Origin of the sequence: Zafaria cholistanensis, assembly GCF_008580665.1 — a bacterium.
Taxonomy (GTDB): domain Bacteria; phylum Actinomycetota; class Actinomycetes; order Actinomycetales; family Micrococcaceae; genus Zafaria; species Zafaria cholistanensis.
Window position 1 is genome coordinate 195,100 of the sequence record NZ_BKDJ01000002.1, and the last position, 17,661, is coordinate 212,760.

Consider the following 17,661-nt stretch of genomic DNA (forward strand, 5'->3'; position numbering starts at 1 on the left):
GGGGCGCCCCCGCCGGCGGCCCCCCCCCCCCCCGCCGTTGCTGCCGCGCCAGGGAAGGAGCGAAGGGCTACCAGCCGCGCTCGGAGAGGCGGTGGGGCTGGGCGATCTCGTCGACGTTGATCCCGACCATGGCCTCGCCCAGGCCGCGGGAGACCTTGGCGATGACGTCCGGGTCGTCGTGGAAGGTGGTGGCCTTCACGATCGCGGCCGCACGCTCGGCGGGGTTGCCGGACTTGAAGATGCCCGAGCCCACGAACACTCCGTCCGCGCCCAGCTGCATCATCATGGCCGCGTCCGCGGGGGTGGCGATGCCGCCGGCGGTGAACAGCACCACCGGGAGCTTGCCGGTCGCGGCGATTTCCTTGACGAGTTCGTAGGGGGCCTGCAGCTCCTTGGCGGCCACGTAGAGCTCGTCCTCGGGCAGGGCCGCGAGCTTGGCGATCTCGGAACGGATCTTGCGCATGTGCCCGGTCGCGTTGGACACGTCCCCGGTGCCGGCCTCGCCCTTGGAGCGGATCATCGCCGCGCCCTCGTTGATCCGGCGCAGCGCCTCCCCGAGGTTGGTGGCCCCGCAGACGAAGGGCACCGTGAACTGCCACTTGTCGATGTGGTTCACGTAATCGGCCGGGGTCAGGACCTCGGACTCGTCGATGTAGTCCACGCCCAGGGACTGCAGCACCTGGGCCTCGACGAAGTGCCCGATGCGGGCCTTGGCCATGACCGGGATGGACACGGCCTCGATGATGCCATCGATCATGTCGGGATCGGACATGCGCGAGACCCCGCCCTGGGCGCGGATGTCGGCGGGAACGCGCTCAAGGGCCATGACGGCCACCGCACCGGCGTCTTCGGCGATGCGTGCCTGCTCCGGCGTGACAACGTCCATGATGACGCCGCCCTTGAGCATTTCGGCCATGCCGCGCTTCACGCGTGAGCTGCCGGTGGTTGTCGCCGTTGCCGGAGTTTGCTCATTGATGGACACTACTGGTTTCCCCTTGCATAAGTGGGAGGTGAACGGACTACACCATCTTATGCGCACACAAACCTACCGGAGGGTAACCAAGCGTTGGCGGCCACCCTCCGGCGTGCCACGCCGGGGGAATCCGCGCCCCCGCCAGCGGCTCCGGCCTGCCCGTTCTCGCCTACGCTGGGTGGACCGGAGGGGAAGGGACCCTGCTGGAACGGACCCTGCTGGAACGGACCGCGCTGGAACGGACCGCGCTGGAACGGTTCCTGCCGGGGTGGAGGGAAGGGAGCAAGCCCATGGCCGGCCGGTGGCTCCACCGCACGATGCCGGGGGTCGCGTCCGCGTTGTCCTACCGCCGCTCCTGGCTGGGCCCGGACCTGGCCGCCGGGGTTGCGCTCTCGACAGTGCTGGTTCCGGCCGGAATGGCCTATGCGGCGGCGGCGGGCCTGCCCCCGGAGACGGGGCTGTACGCCACGATCGTGCCGCTGCTGGCGTACGCGGTCTTCGGCCCTTCCCGCGTCCTGGTGCTGGGCCCGGACTCGTCACTGGCCCCGATGATCGCCGCGGCCGTGCTGCCGCTGGCACTGGGCTCTGACGAACGGGCTGTCGCGCTGGCCGGGCTGCTGGCGCTGCTGACCGGCTGTTTCCTGCTGTTGGGCCGGATGGCCGGGATGGGTTTCATCACCAGCCTGCTGTCCAAGCCCATCCGCGTGGGATACCTGAACGGGGTGGCCCTGGTGGTCCTGGTGGGTCAGGCGCCGAAGCTGCTGGGGATCGAGGGGACCGGGGGGAACATCATCGAACGCCTCGCCGGCACGGTGCGGGCGGTGGCCGAAGGGCAAACCAACCTGGCGGCGCTGGCGTTGGGAGGCGGGGCACTGCTGGTCATCGTGGCCTCCACCCTCCTGGGTTCCCGAATTCCCGGGCTGCTGCCGGCCGTCGCCGCCTCGATGGCCGCGACGGCGCTGCTGGGCTGGGAGGAAACCGTCCCCGTTGCCGGACCGCTGCCCTCGACGCTGCCCGCCCCGGCCCTGGGAGGGATCGGCCCCGCGGACGTGTGGCCCCTGCTGGGCCCGGCCGCCGGCATCGCGCTGATCACTTTTGCCGACACCACCGCGCTCTCCCGCGCACTGGCCGGGCGGAGCGGGGAGCGGGTGGATGGGGGCCAGGAAATGGCCGCACTGGGGGCCGCCGAGGTAGCCTCGGGGCTGTTGGGCGGCTTCCCCGTCTCGGGCAGCACCTCCCGCACCCCCGTGGCCGTGCAGTCCGGGGCCCGCACGCAGTTGGCGATGGTCGTGGCCGCCGTCCTGGTGGCGGCCTTCATGCTGCTCCTGCCCGGACTCACCCGCTACCTGCCGCAGAGCGTGCTCGCCGCCGTCGTGATGGCCGCCGCCCTCTGGATCCTGGATCTGGGCACGCTGCGCCGGCTGGCGCGCAGGAGCCCGGTGGAGGCGGCGCTGCTGCTGGCGGCGCTGTTGGGAGTGGCGTTCGTGGGCGTGCTGGAAGGCATCGCAGTTGCCGTCGCATTGTCCCTGGCGGTGTTCGTGTGGCAGGCGTGGAACCCGCACCGGACCGAACTGGTGCGGGTGGAGGGGATCCCGGGGTTCCACGACGCCTTCCGCCACCCCGAGGGGCGCCGGATCCCGGGCCTGGTGATTGCCCGTTTTGACGCACCCCTGTTCTTCGCCAATGGCAGCGTGTTCACCGACCACGTGCGGGCCCTGGTGGACCGGGCGCCGGGACCGGTGCGCTGGGCGGTGGTGGCCGCGGAACCGCTCACCGGCATCGACAGCACGGCCGCGGACGAGCTTGCCGCCCTGGACGAGGACCTCGCCCGGGACGGGGTGCGGCTGGCGTTCGCCGAGATGAAGGGGCCGGTGAAGGACCGGCTGGCACGGCTCGAGCCCGGCGGGAGGTTCGCCCCGGAACGCTTCTATCCCACCCTGCACAGCGCGGTCCGCGACTACCTGGACCGCCATCCGGAGGCGAACGGGTACTGAGGCGGGCCGGGGACTAGCCCTCCAGCGGCTGCAGGGCCTGCCGGCGCACGCGCATGATCCGCTGCACGGCCGTCACCGCGCTGGCCAGGGCCAGCAGCCCCAGGGCGGTGAACAGCACCCATTCATTCAGGCCCAATCCGGCCAGGCCCGTGAAGGTCAGGGCCACCACCAGCCGCTCGCCGCGCTCGGCCAGGCCGGTGTTGGCGTCGTAGCCCAGCGATTCGGCCTTGGCCCGGGCGTAGGAGACCAGGTTGCCCAGCACCAGGCACAGCCCGGCGGCGACGCCGATGGCGGGGTTGTCTCCGCCGGTGAAGAACCAGAACATCACCCCGGCAAAGATGGCGCTGTCGGCCACCCGGTCAAGGGTGGAGTCCAGGAAGCTGCCCCACCGCGCGTCGCCGCGCGGGCCGGCTTCGGGCAGCCGTGCCATCAGGCCGTCGACGACGTCGGAGAAGATGAACAGGACGATGAACACGGTGCCCCAGAACAGTTCCCCGACAGGGTAGAACACCAGCGCACCGGCTACGGCCCCCAGGGTCCCCACGACCGTGACGGCGTCCGGGGACACCCCGCGGGCCACGAGCCAGCGGGCCAGTGGGGTGAAGACCCTGGAGCAGATGCCGCGCGCGTACCTGTTAAGCATGGGTCAGCACGCCGCCCAAGCATCCGCGATGTCCTGGCGCACGTCGGCCAGGGTCGCGGAAATCGCCTTGGTGCGGGCAATGATCGGGAAGAAGTTCCCGTCCCCGTTCCACCGCGGCACGACGTGCTGGTGCAGGTGGGCCGCGATGCCGGCACCGCCGGCGGTGCCCTGGTTCATGCCCAGGTTGAACCCCGCCGCGCGGGACTGCGCGCGCAGCACGCGCATGGCCTTTTGGGTGAGGGCGGCGATCTCGGCCGTCTCCTCCGTGGTGATGTCCGTGTAGTCGGGCACATGCCGGTACGGGCACACCAGCAGGTGCCCGGGGTTGTAGGGGAAGAGGTTGAGCACCACGAAGGCCGTCTCGCCGCGGTGCACGATCAGCGACTCCTCGTCGCTGCGCGTGGGGCCGATGCAGAAGGGGCAGTCGTCGGTGCCGGTGACCTGGCCCTGCCCGCCCTTGACGTAGGCCATGCGGTAGGGGGTCCACAGGCGCTGGTAGGCGTCCGGGACACCGGCGAGCATGAAGTCGTCGGTCGCCTCGGCGTCACCGGGGTACGCCCCCGGGCCCGTGGACCCGCCCACCCTAGGCTTCCCTGTTCCGCACGGCGGAGACGATGCGCGCAACCGCCTCGTCCACGGGGATCCCGTTGTCCTGGCTGCCGTCGCGGTAGCGGAAGGAGACGGCGCCGGCCTCGGCGTCGTCCCCGCCGGCAATGAGCACGAACGGCACCTTTTCCTTGGACGCGTTGCGGATCTTCTTCGGGAACCGGTCCGAGCCCAGGTCGGCCTCGGCGCGGATGCCCTCGGCACGCAGGCGGTCCACGATCTGCCGCATGTAGTCGTTGAAGGCCTCGGCGACCGGGACCGCCAGCACCTGCACCGGGGCCAGCCAGGCCGGGAACGCGCCGGCGTAGTGCTCGATCAGCACGCCCATGAAGCGTTCCACGGACCCGAAGAGGGCGCGGTGGATCATGACCGGGCGCTGGCGGGTGCCGTCGGAGGCCTGGTACTCGAGTTCGAAGCGCTCGGGCAGGTTGAAGTCCAGCTGGATGGTGGACATCTGCCAGGTGCGGCCGATCGCGTCGCGGGCCTGCACGGAGATCTTCGGGCCATAGAACGCGGCTCCGCCCGGATCCGGCACCAGCTCCAGGCCCGAGGCCTCCGCGACCTCGGCGAGGGTGCGGGTGGCCTCCTCCCAGACCTCGTCGGAACCGACGAACTTCTCCGGGTCCTTGGTGGAGAGCTCCAGGTAGAAGTCGTCCAGCCCGTAGTCCTTGAGCAGGTCAAGCACGAAGGTCAGCGTGGTGGTCAGCTCGTCCTTCATCTGCTCGCGGGTGCAGTAGATGTGGGCGTCGTCCTGGGTCATGCCGCGCACGCGGGTCAGGCCGTGCACCACGCCGGACTTTTCGTAGCGGTACACCTGCCCGAACTCGAACAGGCGCAGCGGCAGCTCGCGGTAGGAGCGCCCGCGCCCGCGGAAGATCAGGTTGTGCATCGGGCAGTTCATCGGCTTCAGGTAGTAGTCCTGGCCGGGCTTGGTGACCTCGCCGGTTGCCGGGTCGCGGGTCTCGTCCACGTGCATGGCCGGGAACATGCCGTCCCGGTACCAGTCCAGGTGGCCCGAGACCTCGTACAGGTGGCCCTTGGTGATGTGCGGGGTGTAGACGAACTCGTAGCCGGCCTCTTCGTGGCGCTTGCGCGAGTAGTCCTCCATCGCCTTGCGGATGATGCCGCCCTTGGGGTGGAACACCGGCAGGCCCGAGCCCAGCTCGTCCGGGAAGGAGAACAGGTCCATCTCGGCGCCCAGCTTGCGGTGGTCCCGGCGCTCGGCCTCGGCGATGCGCTCCTGGTAGGCCTTCAGGTCCTCTTTCGTGGGCCAGGCGGTGCCGTAGATGCGCTGCAGCTGCTTGTTTTTCTCGCTGCCGAGCCAGTAGGCGGCCGCGGAGCGGGTGAGCGCGAACGCGTTGGAGATCAGCTTGGTGTTCGGCAGGTGCGGGCCGCGGCACAGGTCGCACCAGACCGCCTCGCCGCTCTTGCGGTCGATGTTGTCGTAGATGGTGATCTCGCCGGCGCCAACCTCCACCGAGACGCCTTCGCCGGCGGTGTCGGCCTCGCTGGACTTGCCGAGCAGCTCGAGCTTGTAGGGCTCGTTGGCCATGGCTTCGCGGGCCTGGTCCTCGGTGACGACGCGGCGGGCAAACTTCTGGTTCTGGTTGACGATCTTGAGCATCATCTTCTCGAGGGTCTTGAGGTCCTCGGGGGTGAAGGGCTCGGCGACGTCGAAGTCGAAGTAGAAACCGTCCGTGATGTAGGGACCGATGCCCAGCTTCGCGTCCGGACGCAGCTGCTGGACCGCCTGGGCCATGACGTGCGCGGTGGAGTGGCGCAGGACGTTCAGTCCGTCCGGAGAGCCGATCGTGACGGCCTCGACGGCGGTGCCCGCCTCGAGCGCACGGTCAAGGTCGCGCAGCACTCCGTCCACGCGCATCACCACAACGTCGCGGTTGTCGAAGAACAGCTCGGCACCGGTAGTGCCGGCAGCCACCTCCCGCTGTTCCCCGTCGACGGTAAGGGTGATCTGATCTGACACTTCGGTCTCCTTGTTATCGCTCGGCGGCCCATGACTTGTGGCGTACGGTGACCACAGCCAGCCATCGATCAGCTTAACGGACCCGCGGGCCGGCCAACCAATCGGCGCGCGGGGCCGGACCACCCCTCCCCCGGGGACGGTCCGGCTACGGCCGCAGCTTCAGCGCGGCGGAGGTGCGGCCCAGCACCTCGGCGACCGCCCCGGCGTCCCAGTGGTCCCTGGCCAGCCCCGGGACGGCAGCGTGCATCCGTTCGCGCCAGCCCTGCTCCCATTGGGTGGGAAAGGCCCGCTGGAGCAGGTCCACCATGATGGGCACCGCCGTCGAGGCGCCCGGAGAGGCCCCCAACAGCCCGGCCATGCTCCCGTCTTCCGTCACGGTGAGCTTGGTGCCCCACAGCTGCAGCGCCCCCACCCTGCGCCGGTCGGGAACCACCAGCTGGGCCCGCTGCCCGGCGTGGATGACCTCCCAGTCCTTCCAGGAGGCGCCGGGGTACAGGCGCCGCAGCTGCGCGAGCTTGTCCTGGTCGCCGGCCAGGAGCTGCCTGATCAGGAAGCGGACCAGGCCGGGGTTTTGCGCCAGGGCCGCGGCGAGCACGTGCACGTTGTTCCACCTCAGGGTCCCGAAGAGGTCGCGCCGGCGCCCGTGCTTGAGCAGCCTGGTGCTGAACGTCGCGTACGGGCCGAACATCAGGTGCTCCTGCCCGCCCACGGAGCGCCGGTCAAGGTGGGGAACGGAGAGGGCCGGCGCCCCGTCCCGGGCCTGCCCGTACATCTTGGCGTCGTGGAGCTGGACCACTTCCGGCCTCGAGCAGCGCAGGAAGGCCGCACCGACCGGCAGCACGCCGTACCCGCGCACCTCCGGGACCCGGGCCTTTTGGAGCAGGCCCAGGGAGGAGCCTCCGGCGCCGACGAAGACGAAGCGGGCCCGGAGCGAAAAGCGGCGGGCGGCCGCGGCGTCGGTGCCGCTCACGTTCCATCTTCCGTCCCCGTCCCGCCTCAGGCCCCGGACCTCGTGCCGCAGGCGGACCATGCCGCCGGTTCCGGCCATGACCCGCAGCAGGGCCCGGCTCAACGCCCCGAAATCCACGTCCGTCCCGTCCGCGTGCCGGGAGGCCGCCACCGCTTCCGTGCCGGAGCGGCCCGCCATCGCCAGGGGGGCCCACCGCGCCACCGTCGCAGGGTGGTCGCTGAATTCGATGCCGGCAAACAGGGGGTTGTGGCGCAGCACCTCGCAGCGCCGCCGCAGGTACCCGACGTCGCGCGTGCCGAAAACGATGCTCAGGTGCGCGGTGGCGCGGATGAACTCCGCCGGGTCGATGTGCCCGGCCTCCGCCAGGTGGGACCACCACTGCCGGCTCAGCAGGAACTGGCGCGAGACCTCGGCGGCCTTGGTGGGATCCTCCGGGTCGGGCATGTAGTTCAGTTCGCAGTACCCGGCGTGCCCGGTGCCCGCATTGTTCCACGGGCTGGTGCTTTCGGCCGCGACCTGCCCGCCGCGCTCAAGCAGGACGATGCGCCAGTCCGGCTCCAGCAGGGCGAGCATCGCCCCCAGGGTCGCGGACATGATCCCCCCGCCGACCAGGACGACGTCCGCGTCCTCCCGCGCCGGCGTGCCCCGTGTCGGTGTGGTGGCCTGCTCCATGGCGGACCCCTTTCTCCTCGCTGGTGTCCCTTGGAGTCTCCCCTTCAGGAAACCAATCCGTCCAATGAGCTTTCATGTGTTTATCATCCACATATGGATGATTTTTTGGCCCGGCTGGCGCCCCAGCTGCGCGCGTTGGAGGCCCTGGCGGCCCAGGGAGGACACATGACGCGCGCCGCGGAGGCCCTGGGCATCCCCCAGTCCTCGATGAGCCGGCGGATCCAGGCCCTGGAGGACCACCTCGGTGTTCCCCTGCTGGTCCACGTGGGCCGGACGGTGGAGCTCACTCCCCTGGCCCTGTCCCTCTCCCGGCAGCTGCGCGGCCCCCTCCACGAGCTGCGCCACGCCCTGGATGCGGCAGCATCCACCGCCGATCCGGAGGGCGGCACGGTCCGTTTCGGGATCCCGCTCACAATGGGAACCGGAGTGCTGCCGGACATCATCGCCGGGTTCCACCGGCAGAACCCGCTGGTGTCGCTGCACCTCAAGCAGGCGCACGGGCAGCAGCTGGCACGCGACGTCGCGGCCGGCTCCCTGGACCTGGCAGTGCTCATCCCCCCGCCGGCCGGGGTGGAGCATACCGTCATCGGCCGCCAGGAGATCCGGGCCGTCCTGCCGCCGTCGCACCGGCTCGCGTCCCGGAAGGCGCTGCGCGTCTCCGAACTGCGGGGCGAGGCGTTCATCGCCAATCCCCCCGAATACACGCTGCGCGCCCTCGTGGACAGCATGTGCCTCAAGGCAGGCTTCGAGCCCTCCGTCGCGATCGAGGTGACGGAGTTTTCCCTGATCCGGCGGCTCGTCCAGATCGGGCTGGGGATTGCGCTCCTGCCCGCCGGAGAGGTCCCCCAGCCCGGCCTTGCCGAGATCCCCCTCCTCCCCCCGGCCTTCCGCGAGGTCGCCCTGGCTTGGGGCCCCACGGCGCGGACACCCCCGGCCCAGCGCCTCCTGGCCTTCGTACGCGCGGCGTTCCGCGACGCGGCGTAGGCGCGGCGCAACGCTCCGGCCTTTCCGTTCCCGTGCACGGGTGGAAGGCGGCCCGCGGTTCCGGGAATGTCCCCTTCCTGGCATGTCCCCTTCCTGGCATGTCCCGCTCCTGGGGTGTCCCTAGGTGCGGAGATGTCCCCAGGTGCGGAGATGTCCCTAGGTGCGGGGCCCCTCCGGGGACGGCGAGCGCGGCGGGTGGGTGGCGGGTGGGTGGGGCAGGGGCAGGGATGCGGTGTCCTGCAGGTCCCAGGCGTGGAGGGCCTGGAGGCTGATGCCGCGGGGGCCGGTGCGTCGTGTGGTGCCGCGGATGAGGAGCATGCGGGTTCCGAAGAGCAGGGGGCCGGCGGTTTCCTGTGCCTCGTGGAAGAAGGCACAGTCGATGCATCCCGTGCCGTCGTCGAGGCTGATGAACACCACGCGGCGTCCGCCGCGCATGGGTGGTGTTTGGGTGGCGATGCGGATTCCGGCGACCAGGACCTCGGTGCCGTTGCGCAGGTCGAGCAGGCGTGCGGCGGGGGTCGTGCCGAGTTGGCGCAGCAGTGGGGCGTGGCTGTCCATGAGGTGGGCGGTGGTGTCCATGGCGGTCAGGTCCAGTTCGGTGCGCACGATCTCCCCCGGGGTGGGGGCGGGTTCGGTGGAGTGGATGGTGGAGAGTTCCAGGTCGCCGATTCCGGCGTCGTGGAACGGGAGGGGCAGTTGTCCGGGCAGGGGCCGGTATTTGGCCGGGAGGTTCCGCGGCGGTATGGCGGCGAGGTGCTTGAGCAGGTCTGCCCGGTTGGGCCGGGGCGGGAGGGTGGTGGGGCCTTGGTGGCTTCCCGTCCCGGGAGTTCCTGTGGCGGCGTGTTGGAGTTCGTCGAAGGCGCCGAGGGCGGCGAGGTGCCGCAGGGAGGTGCGGGTGAGGCCGGAGCGGTCGCGGACGTCGGGGAGGGAGCCGTAGGGCTGGCCGGCGATGGTGCGGCGGATCTCGGTGGAGGAGAGTCCGGAGACCGCGGCCAGGCCGAGGCGGATGCCGAGTCGGGGGGTGGGGGGCCGTTGGGGGAGGTGGGGTCCTGTTCCCCCTGTGGCGGTTCTTCCTTCCGCTCTTCCCTCCGCTCTTCCCTCCCCTCTTCCCTCCGCGGTCCCCGTAGTGGTTCCGGTCCCGGGGCCTTCGGCGGGGGCGTGTTCGAGGCGGTGGGCCGCGTGGGAGCGGTTGATGTCCAGCGGGAGGATGGGGATGCCCAGGCGGCGGGCCTCGGCGACCAGGAGGCGTTTGGGGTACATGCCGGGGTCGTGTTCCCACAGTCCGGCGAGGAAGGCTTCCGGGTGGTGGGCCTTGAGCCAGGCGCTCTGGTAGGTGGGGACGGCGAAGGCGGCGGCGTGGGCCTTGCAGAAGCCGAAGCTGCCGAAGGCCTGCAGTGTCTCCCACACCTGGTCGATGACGCGGGGCGGGTAGCCGCGTTCGCGTGCCCGGGTGCGGAACAGTTCCTCCACGCGGGATTCGGCGGAGGGGTTGCCGAGCAGGCGCCGGTAGACGTCGGCCTTGGCCAGGCCGCAGCCGGTCATGGTGTGGAGGGTGCGCAGGACCTGTTCGTGGAAGACGGTCACTCCGTGGGTTTCGGCGAGCGCGGGGCGCAGGTCCGGGTGGGGGTAGGTTTCGGGCGCGAATCCGTGGCGGTGTTCGAGGTAGGGCTTGACCATGTTGGATTTCATGGGGCCGGGGCGGAAGAGGGAGATGTCGATGATGAGGTCGTTGAAGGTGCGGGGGGCGAGTTTGCCGATGAGTTCGCGCTGTCCGGGGGATTCGATCTGGAAGCAGCCCAGGGTGTGGGTGCTGCGAATGAGTTCGAAGGTGGGTTCGTCGTCGAGGGGGATCTTGTCGAGGTTGATGGTTCCGTTGGGGGCCAGGTAGGGCGGCAGGGTGCCGTCGGCGGGCAGGGGGTGGTGCCCGGCGGAGGCGACGGTGTGCCCGTCCCCGTGGATGCGGGCAACTTCGGCGAGGGCGTGGGAGATGGCCGATTGCATGCGGACGCCGAGGATGTCGAGTTTGATCAGACCCATGGGGTCCATGTCGTGTTTGTCGTACTGGCTCATGGGCAGGCCCAGGCCGCTGGGTTGGACGGGGGTGCGGTCCAAAAGGGTTTTGTCGGCGAGGATGACGCCGCAGGGGTGCATGGAGATGTGGCGCGGGAGCCGGTCGAGGCGTTCGGTGAGGTCCACGAGCAGGTCGAGTTGGCGCGGGGTTCCTGGGCGGGTGTGCGGGTCCGTGGTTGCGGCCAGGCGTTGGGCCAGGGGGCGGAGTTCGGGTTTTTCGGCGAGCGCGGCGCGGAAGCTGCTGGCGGGGAAGCGCCAGAGCTGTTTGGCGATGGCGTCAATGTCCCCCGTGTCCATGCCCAGGGCCGCTCCGGCGTCGCGGACGGCTCCGCGGGCGCGGTATCCGTTTTGCATGCTCATGAGGGTGGTGCGGTCGGGGCCGAAGCGTTCGAAGATCTTCCGGTATACACGGTGGCGCTGGGCGCTTTCGACGTCGATGTCGATGTCCGGCAGGGTGGTCCGTTCCCGGGAGAGGAAGCGTTCGAAGACCAGGCCGTGGGCCAGGGGATTGACGTGGCTGATGCCGAGCAGGTGGTTGACCAGGGAGGAGGCGCCGGAGCCGCGGGCGGCGTTGCGGACCCCCAGGGCGGTGATCATGGTGCTGACTTCGGCGACGGTGAGGAAGTAGGGGGCGAATCCGAGGTCGGCGATGGTGTCCAGTTCCAGGGCGAGCCGGTCGCGCAGGGTGCGGTCGCGGGCCTGGTGCGGGAGCAGGCGGGTAATGCCGGCTTCGCAGCGGGCGGCGAGTTCGGTGTTGGGGTCCCCGGTGATGCCGATGACGTGGGCCTCGGGGGTTTTGGGGCTGCCCCATCCGGTGTCGGCGGCCGGGTCCAGGCGCGCCCAGTCGGCGAGCCCGGCGGTGTTGCGCAGCAGGGTGGCGGCCAGTCGGGGGTTGGCGGCGTCGCGGGCGATTTCGCGGGCGAGCGCTTCCATCTGGGCGGTGCTTTTGAGCCAGCCCTGCCCGTTGGGTTGCAGGTCGGCGAGGGCTTCGAGGGAGGTCAGGGAGCGGGCGGCGTCGAGCACGTCGGCGGTGGCGGCGCCGTCGGGGTCGGCGTAGCGGACCGCGTTGGTGAGGATGGCGGGTACGTGCAGGGATTCGGCGGTGCGCAGCATCCTCAGGGCGTGGGCGGTGCTCAGGCGCTCCCCGGGGCGGCTGAGGTGGGTGGTGAGTTCCACGCGCAGTGCGGCAGGGCCCAGGAGTTCCAGCCAGCGGGACAGGGCGGCGCGGGCGCGGGCATAGTCGCGGCGGGCGGCGGCGAGGCCGACGTCGGAGGCCGGACCGAGCAGCACGGTCAGCACGGGCGCGGTGGCGTGTCCCGGCAGGCCGGGCAGGGCGTGGGCGGCCAGGTCCGCGCCGGTGACGCCGGGATGCCTGGACGGCCGGGGGCCCTGGACGGCCAGGGTGCCCGGGGCGCTGGCTCCTCCGGCGCGGGCGGCAGGGGCATGGACGGTATGGGCGTGGGCGGCGGAGACCAGCCGGCACAGGGCCCGGTAGCCGGCGCCGGCGCAGTGCCCCCTGGCCACGACCAGCACCCGGCCTTCGGTCCGCAGCCGGCCGGCCTCCGCACCCGCGCGGGGGGACGGGCCGGGGCGGGCCGGGCCCAGGACAGCCAGGTCGACGCCGAGGATGGGGTCGATCCCGTGGTCGCGGCAGGCCTTGAGGTGCTTGACGGCCCCGTAGAGCCCGTCGCGGTCGGTGAGGGCCAGGGCGTCGGCGCCGTCGGCGGCCGCCCGGCGAACCAGTTCCTTGGGCCAGGAGACCCCGTAGTGGGCACTGAAGGCGGAGGCGACGTTCAGGTGGATGAAGCTCACGCGCCCTCCCGCAGGGCCTCGTGGAGGCGGATTACCCTCCAGCGTCCCGAGCCGGCGTGGCGGGACAGGTCGAAGGTGCGCAGCGGCCCCTTCCCGGCGAGGCGGACCTGGACGCGCCAGATCTCTTGGTCAACCAGCCCCGGGCCGTGCCCGCGCTGTGCCCGGGGTTCCTCGGCCCACCATCTGCGGCGTTCGTACCAGCGGACCGGTTCTGCGGCGAGCATGTATTCGCGGCCCTGCCAGCGCAGCCGCAGCGGTTGCCCCGCCGGAGTGCAGTCAACCTCGACGGACTGGGTGAAAAGCCCCATCCGGGCACCTCCCTCTGGGCCCGCGCAGGCCGTGAGACGCCGGCGCTGGCCCCGATGGATTGGAGCGGTGCTCCCCGGGAAGCGGGAGGGGCACCACCCCATTTTATTCGAAGATTTGTTCTATAGGAATCAAAATTAGAACACGTGTACGACACTTTGGCGCATCCCCTGCCTTTTGGAGGGCCGGGGCCCCGCCTGGAGGTGGGGTGGCAGGGAATGATTCGAACACTTCTCCGAACCTTACGGTCCTCACCCGGGGCGTGGCGGACTTTGAGGGGCGTCAGGCGGGGAAAGCCCCGGGACGCCGGCTGCCCCCGGGCCTCAGAAGAGCCCGGGCAGCGGGTCGGTGAGTTCGGGCCCGTTGTTGCGCACGTTGCCGACGGCGGGGGCCACCTCGCGCAGCCTCCAGCCCGACGCCGGCCCGTAGGCCCCGGCGCGGACCCGTTCCACGAGCGTGGCGGCGTCCTTGTCCCGGGGGTCAAGCCAGGCGCCCATGGTGGCCCTGTCCATGGGGACCGGCATGCGGTCGTGCAACTGCCCCAGTTCGGCAAGGGCGGGGTCCGGGGAATCGGGCGCCGGGGCGGGGGCGGTCAGCACGGAGGTGGAGAGCAGCCACTGGCCCGGCTCCCCGTCCGCCCTGGACGGGTCCTTCCACCATTCGTAGAGTCCGGCAAAGAAGATCAGCGACCCGTCGCCGGGGTGGACGTAGAAGGGGCGCTTGGAGGAGCCCTCCTTCTTCCACTCGTAGTACCCCTCGGCGGGGACGGCGCAGCGGCGGGCCTTCACCGCGGCACGGAAGGTCGGCTTCTCCAGCACGGTTTCACTGCGGGCATTGAAGGCGCGCACGCCCACGGAGGTGTCCTTGGCCCACGGGGGCACCAGCCCCCAGCGGGCCACGTGGATCTGGCGCACCTGCCGGTCCTCGACCAGCCGCTCCAGCACGATCGGCACGTCGGCGGTGGGCGCAATGTTCCACGACCGGCGCAGTTCCAGGGCCTCGTCGGCCTCCGCCCCGGCCTCGGCAACCAGGTCGCCGACGGCGCGGGCCATGACGTATCGTCCGCACATGGAATAAGAGTCCCATATCCGGCGTTGCCACCAACCATGACCACTCTTGCGAATCTTCAGGACTTCATTCCTTCGGACGGAAACGTCACCATGTTCACCACCAACTGGTGCGGCTACTGCCGCAACCTCAAGAAGCGCCTGGAAGCCGAGGGCATCGGCTACCAGGAGGTGAACATTGAGGAGGTGCCCGGCACCGCGGCGATCGTCGAGGCCTTCAACGGCGGCAACCAGACCGTTCCGACGCTGATTTTCCCGGATGGTTCGGCCGCCACGAATCCGCGCATCGACGAGGTGCGTTCCCGCCTCTAGCACCCTGTGGTTGGATGGGATGGTGTGGCGGCCGCGGCCGCCGCACCATCCCTATTTTTCTGCACGGACAGTGGCCGTCTTCGCGGCCGGGAGGAACAGCGCATCCATGGCACATAAGGTGAAGGCCGTCGTCGTCAAGGCCAAGAACGCCCCCGTCGAGATCGAAACCATCATCATCCCCGATCCCGGACCCGGAGAGGCCGTGGTCGACATCCTCACCTGCGGAGTCTGCCACACCGACCTGCACTACAAACTCGGCGGCATCGGGGACGACTTCCCCTACCTGCTCGGCCACGAAGCCACCGGCATCGTGACCGAAATCGGCGAAAACGTCACCGGCATCACCATCGGAGACCGCGTCATCCTCAACTGGCGCGCCGTGTGCGGATCCTGCCGCTCCTGCGCCAAGGGCAAACCCCAGTACTGCTTCAACACCGCCAACGCCACCCAAAAAATGACCCTCGAAGACGGCACGCCCCTCTCCCCGGCCCTGGGCATCGGAGCATTCGCCGAAAAAACCCTCGTCGCCGCCGGCCAGTGCACCAAAGTCGACGAAGACGTCGACCCCGCCGCCGTAGGCCTGCTCGGCTGCGGAGTCATGGCCGGCATCGGCGCGGCCATCAACACCGGCGAAGTCGCCCGCGGCGAATCGGTCGCCGTCATCGGCTGCGGCGGCGTCGGCATCGCCGCCATCGCCGGAGCCCAACTGGCCGGAGCCACCACCATCATCGCCGTGGACATCGACCCCGCCAAGGTCGCCCTCGCCCAAAAACTCGGCGCCACCCACGGCATCAACTCCTCCGAGACCGACCCCATAGAGGCCATCCGCAACCTCACCGGAGGATTCGGCGCCGACGTCGTCATCGACGCCGTCGGACGGCCCGAAACCTACACCCAGGCCTTCCACGCCCGCGACCTCGCCGGACGCGTCGTCCTCGTCGGAGTGCCCACCCCCGAGATGAAACTCGAACTGCCCCTGCTGGAGATCTTCGGCCGCGGCGGATCCCTCAAATCCTCCTGGTACGGCGACTGCCTGCCCTCCCGCGACTTCCCCATGCTCGTGGACCAATACAAACTCGGACGCCTGGACCTGGACGCCTTCGTCACCGAACGCATCACCCTGAACGACATCGAAGACGCCTTCCACAAAATGCACCAAGGCAAAGTCCTCCGCTCCGTCGTCGAACTGGGCTCCGGCGTGGAGGCCACGGCATGAGCGCGCGCATCGAGAACCTGGTCACCTCGGGCACCTTCAGCCTGGACGGGGGCACCTGGGACGTGGACAACAACGTCTGGATCATCGGTGACGACACCGAAGTGTTCGTCATCGACCCCGCCCACGACCCGGACGCAATCGCAGCCGCGGTGAACGGACGCACCGTCAAGGCCGTCCTGCTCACCCACGGGCACGACGACCACATCCGTCACGCCCGCGACTTCGCCCAAAAGGTGAACGCCCCCGTCCACCTGAACCCGGAGGACCAGATGCTCTGGGACGCCATCTTCCCGGGCACCACGCCGGATGCACCCATCCAGGACGGCGACACCTTCACTGTCGCAGGAACTGAACTCACCGCCCTGCACACCCCCGGCCACTCCCCCGGATCCACCTGCTTCCACGTCCCCGGCCTGAACACCGTCTTCACCGGAGACACCCTCTTCAACGGCGGCCCCGGTGCCACGGGACGCTCCTACAGCGACTTCGGCACCATCGTCGAATCCATCCGCCAACGCCTCCTGACACTCCCGGAAGACACCGTGGTCCTCACCGGCCACGGAGAAGCAACAACCATCGGAGCCGAGAAGCCCCACCTGGCCGACTGGATCGCCCGGGGCCACTAACCCGGCCCCCGGCCCACCGCACGACGGCGGCGGCACCTCCCACGGTGCCGCCGCCGTCGTGCGTGCGGTGGATCCCCCGCGGCAGATCCCGTGCGGGGACAGGAACGGGGCTGGGCAGGAACGGGGCTGGGCAGGAACGGGGCTGGGCAGGAACGGGGCTGGGCAGGAACGGGGCCCGGCCGGTGGCGAGGCCGATATTCCCACGGAGCGTGACGGATGCTAGGATAATTTCACAAATTTTGTGAATCACATTATGTGGAATCGTTACCCCTTGATAACAAAAACATAACGTGGCACGATGGATAGACGGCCCCGCCCCGGGCCGGCTCCAAGGGTCTGTTACCGGAAGGACCATCATGCCCCGCTTCATCCCCATCGCAGCCTTAGCTCTTGCCCTCGCGGGCGCCTCCGTTGCCGCCCCCGCCGCCCTCCCGGCAGGCTCCACCGCGGCCGTCGCCGGCGAGGTTTCCCCCGCTGCCCTCCCGCAGGCCGCGTCCGGGGCCCTGGCCATCGAGCGGACGGGCCTGGCGGCTGAGGCATCCACCGCTGTGACGGGGTCGATCGCGGCCAAGTACCAGACCAAGGTCGGCACGCGGCTCTACTCCAGCGCCAGCGGAACCCAAAAGCTCGCCTCCGTCCCGGCCGACTACACGGTGTCCACCCGGACGGACAAGAAGAGCAGCAACGGCACGCGCGTCCAGGTCCAGTACCAGTCCAAGACCGGCTGGATCACGCTCTCGAAGGTCTCCAAGGTGCCCCTGTCCACCCCGCTCGGCAAGCTCTCCTGGAAGGCCTCCGCCTCCAAGAACATTGCCCGGTGGTGCGCCGGGGTGCCGATCGACACCAGCGTTGACTACATGAACCAGGCCACGGCGAGCGTGAGCACGTCCAACGGCAGGCGCACGGTCGCCGAGAAGATCCACCTGTCCACGAAGACCCCGTGGGGAACCGCCCTGGATCCGAACCATCCGCTGGCTGTCTCCATCCAGTACCACGAGTGCGGGCACATCATGCAGTACCGGGCGTACAACTACGACTTCGCAGCCCTCAAGCGCGCCATGGACAAGGTGTACGGCGCCTCCGGCAACACCGCCGGCGGCGTCGAGCACATGGCCGACTGCATCGCTGAGGCCCTGGGCGCCAAGCGCAGGGGCACCGAAACCCTCAGCAACGGCTCCACCCGGACCTGGGTCTCCGGCTACGGCGGCACGTGCACCTCCACGCACCTGGCCGCGGCCAAGAAGATCATCGCCGGCGACAGGGTCTAGCGGACCCGGTTCCCCTCCGGGCCGGCGCGCCGGCCCGGAGGGGAACCGCCGGAATGCCCCACGACGCCGGGGGCGGGTTGCGCACGCACCCCGCCCCCGGCGTCGTTCCGCGTGGGGCGCTTCCCGGGCCCGCATCCGACTGGTGGGCCTGTCCGGCC

14 protein-coding genes are annotated in these 17,661 nt (G+C 70.2%); 6 read left to right on the forward strand and 8 right to left on the reverse strand.

The window, feature by feature from the left end; all coding sequences use genetic code 11:
- Positions 1-67: 67 nt before the first annotated feature.
- Entirely contained in the window at positions 68-982 is a 915-nt protein-coding gene (pdxS, locus tag NCCP_RS03530) for a pyridoxal 5'-phosphate synthase lyase subunit PdxS (RefSeq protein ID WP_149955843.1), read from the reverse strand.
- Positions 983-1,263: 281 nt separating this feature from the next.
- On the opposite strand from pdxS, the gene NCCP_RS03535 reads away from it, so the two are divergent.
- Positions 1,264-2,967 (forward strand): SulP family inorganic anion transporter, encoded by a 1,704-nt coding sequence (locus NCCP_RS03535; protein ID WP_149955844.1) that lies wholly within the window; start codon positions 1,264-1,266, stop codon positions 2,965-2,967.
- 13 nt (positions 2,968-2,980) lie between these two features.
- Here the strand turns inward: NCCP_RS03535 and pgsA are convergent, their stop codons facing one another.
- From pgsA to NCCP_RS03555, 4 genes are all read right to left on the reverse strand, one after another.
- Entirely contained in the window at positions 2,981-3,610 is a 630-nt protein-coding gene (gene pgsA / locus NCCP_RS03540) for a phosphatidylinositol phosphate synthase (protein ID WP_149955845.1), read from the reverse strand.
- A gap of 3 nt (positions 3,611-3,613) precedes the next feature.
- A complete protein-coding gene (locus tag NCCP_RS03545; protein ID WP_414727699.1) occupies positions 3,614-4,132 on the reverse strand; it encodes an HIT family protein in 519 nt (172 codons plus the stop codon).
- A 61-nt stretch (positions 4,133-4,193) separates the two neighbouring features.
- Positions 4,194-6,200: a threonine--tRNA ligase gene (gene thrS, locus NCCP_RS03550; protein WP_149955847.1), complete on the reverse strand. Its 2,007-nt coding sequence runs from the start codon at positions 6,198-6,200 to the stop codon at positions 4,194-4,196.
- A gap of 145 nt (positions 6,201-6,345) precedes the next feature.
- The gene (locus tag NCCP_RS03555) at positions 6,346-7,842 is read right to left on the reverse strand and encodes a malate:quinone oxidoreductase (protein WP_149955848.1); all 1,497 of its coding nucleotides are present in this window, start codon (positions 7,840-7,842) and stop codon (positions 6,346-6,348) included.
- A 93-nt stretch (positions 7,843-7,935) separates the two neighbouring features.
- Between NCCP_RS03555 and NCCP_RS03560 the strand changes: the two genes are divergently transcribed.
- Positions 7,936-8,826 carry a LysR family transcriptional regulator gene (locus NCCP_RS03560; RefSeq protein WP_149955849.1) on the forward strand — a complete coding sequence of 297 codons (891 nt, stop codon included), beginning with the start codon at positions 7,936-7,938 and terminating at the stop codon, positions 8,824-8,826.
- A gap of 156 nt (positions 8,827-8,982) precedes the next feature.
- On the opposite strand, the gene NCCP_RS03565 is transcribed toward NCCP_RS03560, so the two are convergent.
- The 3 genes from NCCP_RS03565 to NCCP_RS03575 all read right to left on the reverse strand — a co-directional run bounded on the left by NCCP_RS03565 (position 8,983) and on the right by NCCP_RS03575 (position 14,084).
- Positions 8,983-12,708, reverse strand: coding sequence for a DNA polymerase III subunit alpha (locus NCCP_RS03565; protein WP_149955850.1), 3,726 nt, complete (start codon positions 12,706-12,708; stop codon positions 8,983-8,985).
- A complete protein-coding gene (locus tag NCCP_RS03570) occupies positions 12,705-13,016 on the reverse strand; it encodes a DUF6504 family protein (RefSeq protein WP_149955851.1) in 312 nt (103 codons plus the stop codon). The genes NCCP_RS03565 and NCCP_RS03570 overlap by 4 nt, the downstream gene beginning before the upstream one ends.
- 321 nt (positions 13,017-13,337) lie before the next feature.
- Entirely contained in the window at positions 13,338-14,084 is a 747-nt protein-coding gene (locus NCCP_RS03575) for an SOS response-associated peptidase (protein ID WP_149955852.1), read from the reverse strand.
- A gap of 36 nt (positions 14,085-14,120) precedes the next feature.
- Between NCCP_RS03575 and NCCP_RS03580 the strand changes: the two genes are divergently transcribed.
- The 4 genes from NCCP_RS03580 to NCCP_RS03595 all read left to right on the forward strand — a co-directional run bounded on the left by NCCP_RS03580 (position 14,121) and on the right by NCCP_RS03595 (position 17,503).
- Complete coding sequence (locus NCCP_RS03580; protein WP_149955853.1) at positions 14,121-14,393, forward strand: glutaredoxin domain-containing protein; 273 nt, start codon at positions 14,121-14,123, stop codon at positions 14,391-14,393.
- A 106-nt stretch (positions 14,394-14,499) separates the two neighbouring features.
- The gene (locus tag NCCP_RS03585) at positions 14,500-15,609 is read left to right on the forward strand and encodes an S-(hydroxymethyl)mycothiol dehydrogenase (protein WP_149955854.1); all 1,110 of its coding nucleotides are present in this window, start codon (positions 14,500-14,502) and stop codon (positions 15,607-15,609) included.
- On the forward strand, positions 15,606-16,235 hold the full coding sequence (locus NCCP_RS03590) for an MBL fold metallo-hydrolase (protein ID WP_149955855.1): 630 nt from the start codon (positions 15,606-15,608) through the stop codon (positions 16,233-16,235). Before NCCP_RS03585 ends, NCCP_RS03590 begins: the two co-directional genes overlap by 4 nt.
- A gap of 356 nt (positions 16,236-16,591) precedes the next feature.
- Complete coding sequence (locus NCCP_RS03595) at positions 16,592-17,503, forward strand: hypothetical protein (RefSeq protein WP_149955856.1); 912 nt, start codon at positions 16,592-16,594, stop codon at positions 17,501-17,503.
- Positions 17,504-17,661: the final 158 nt, after the last annotated feature.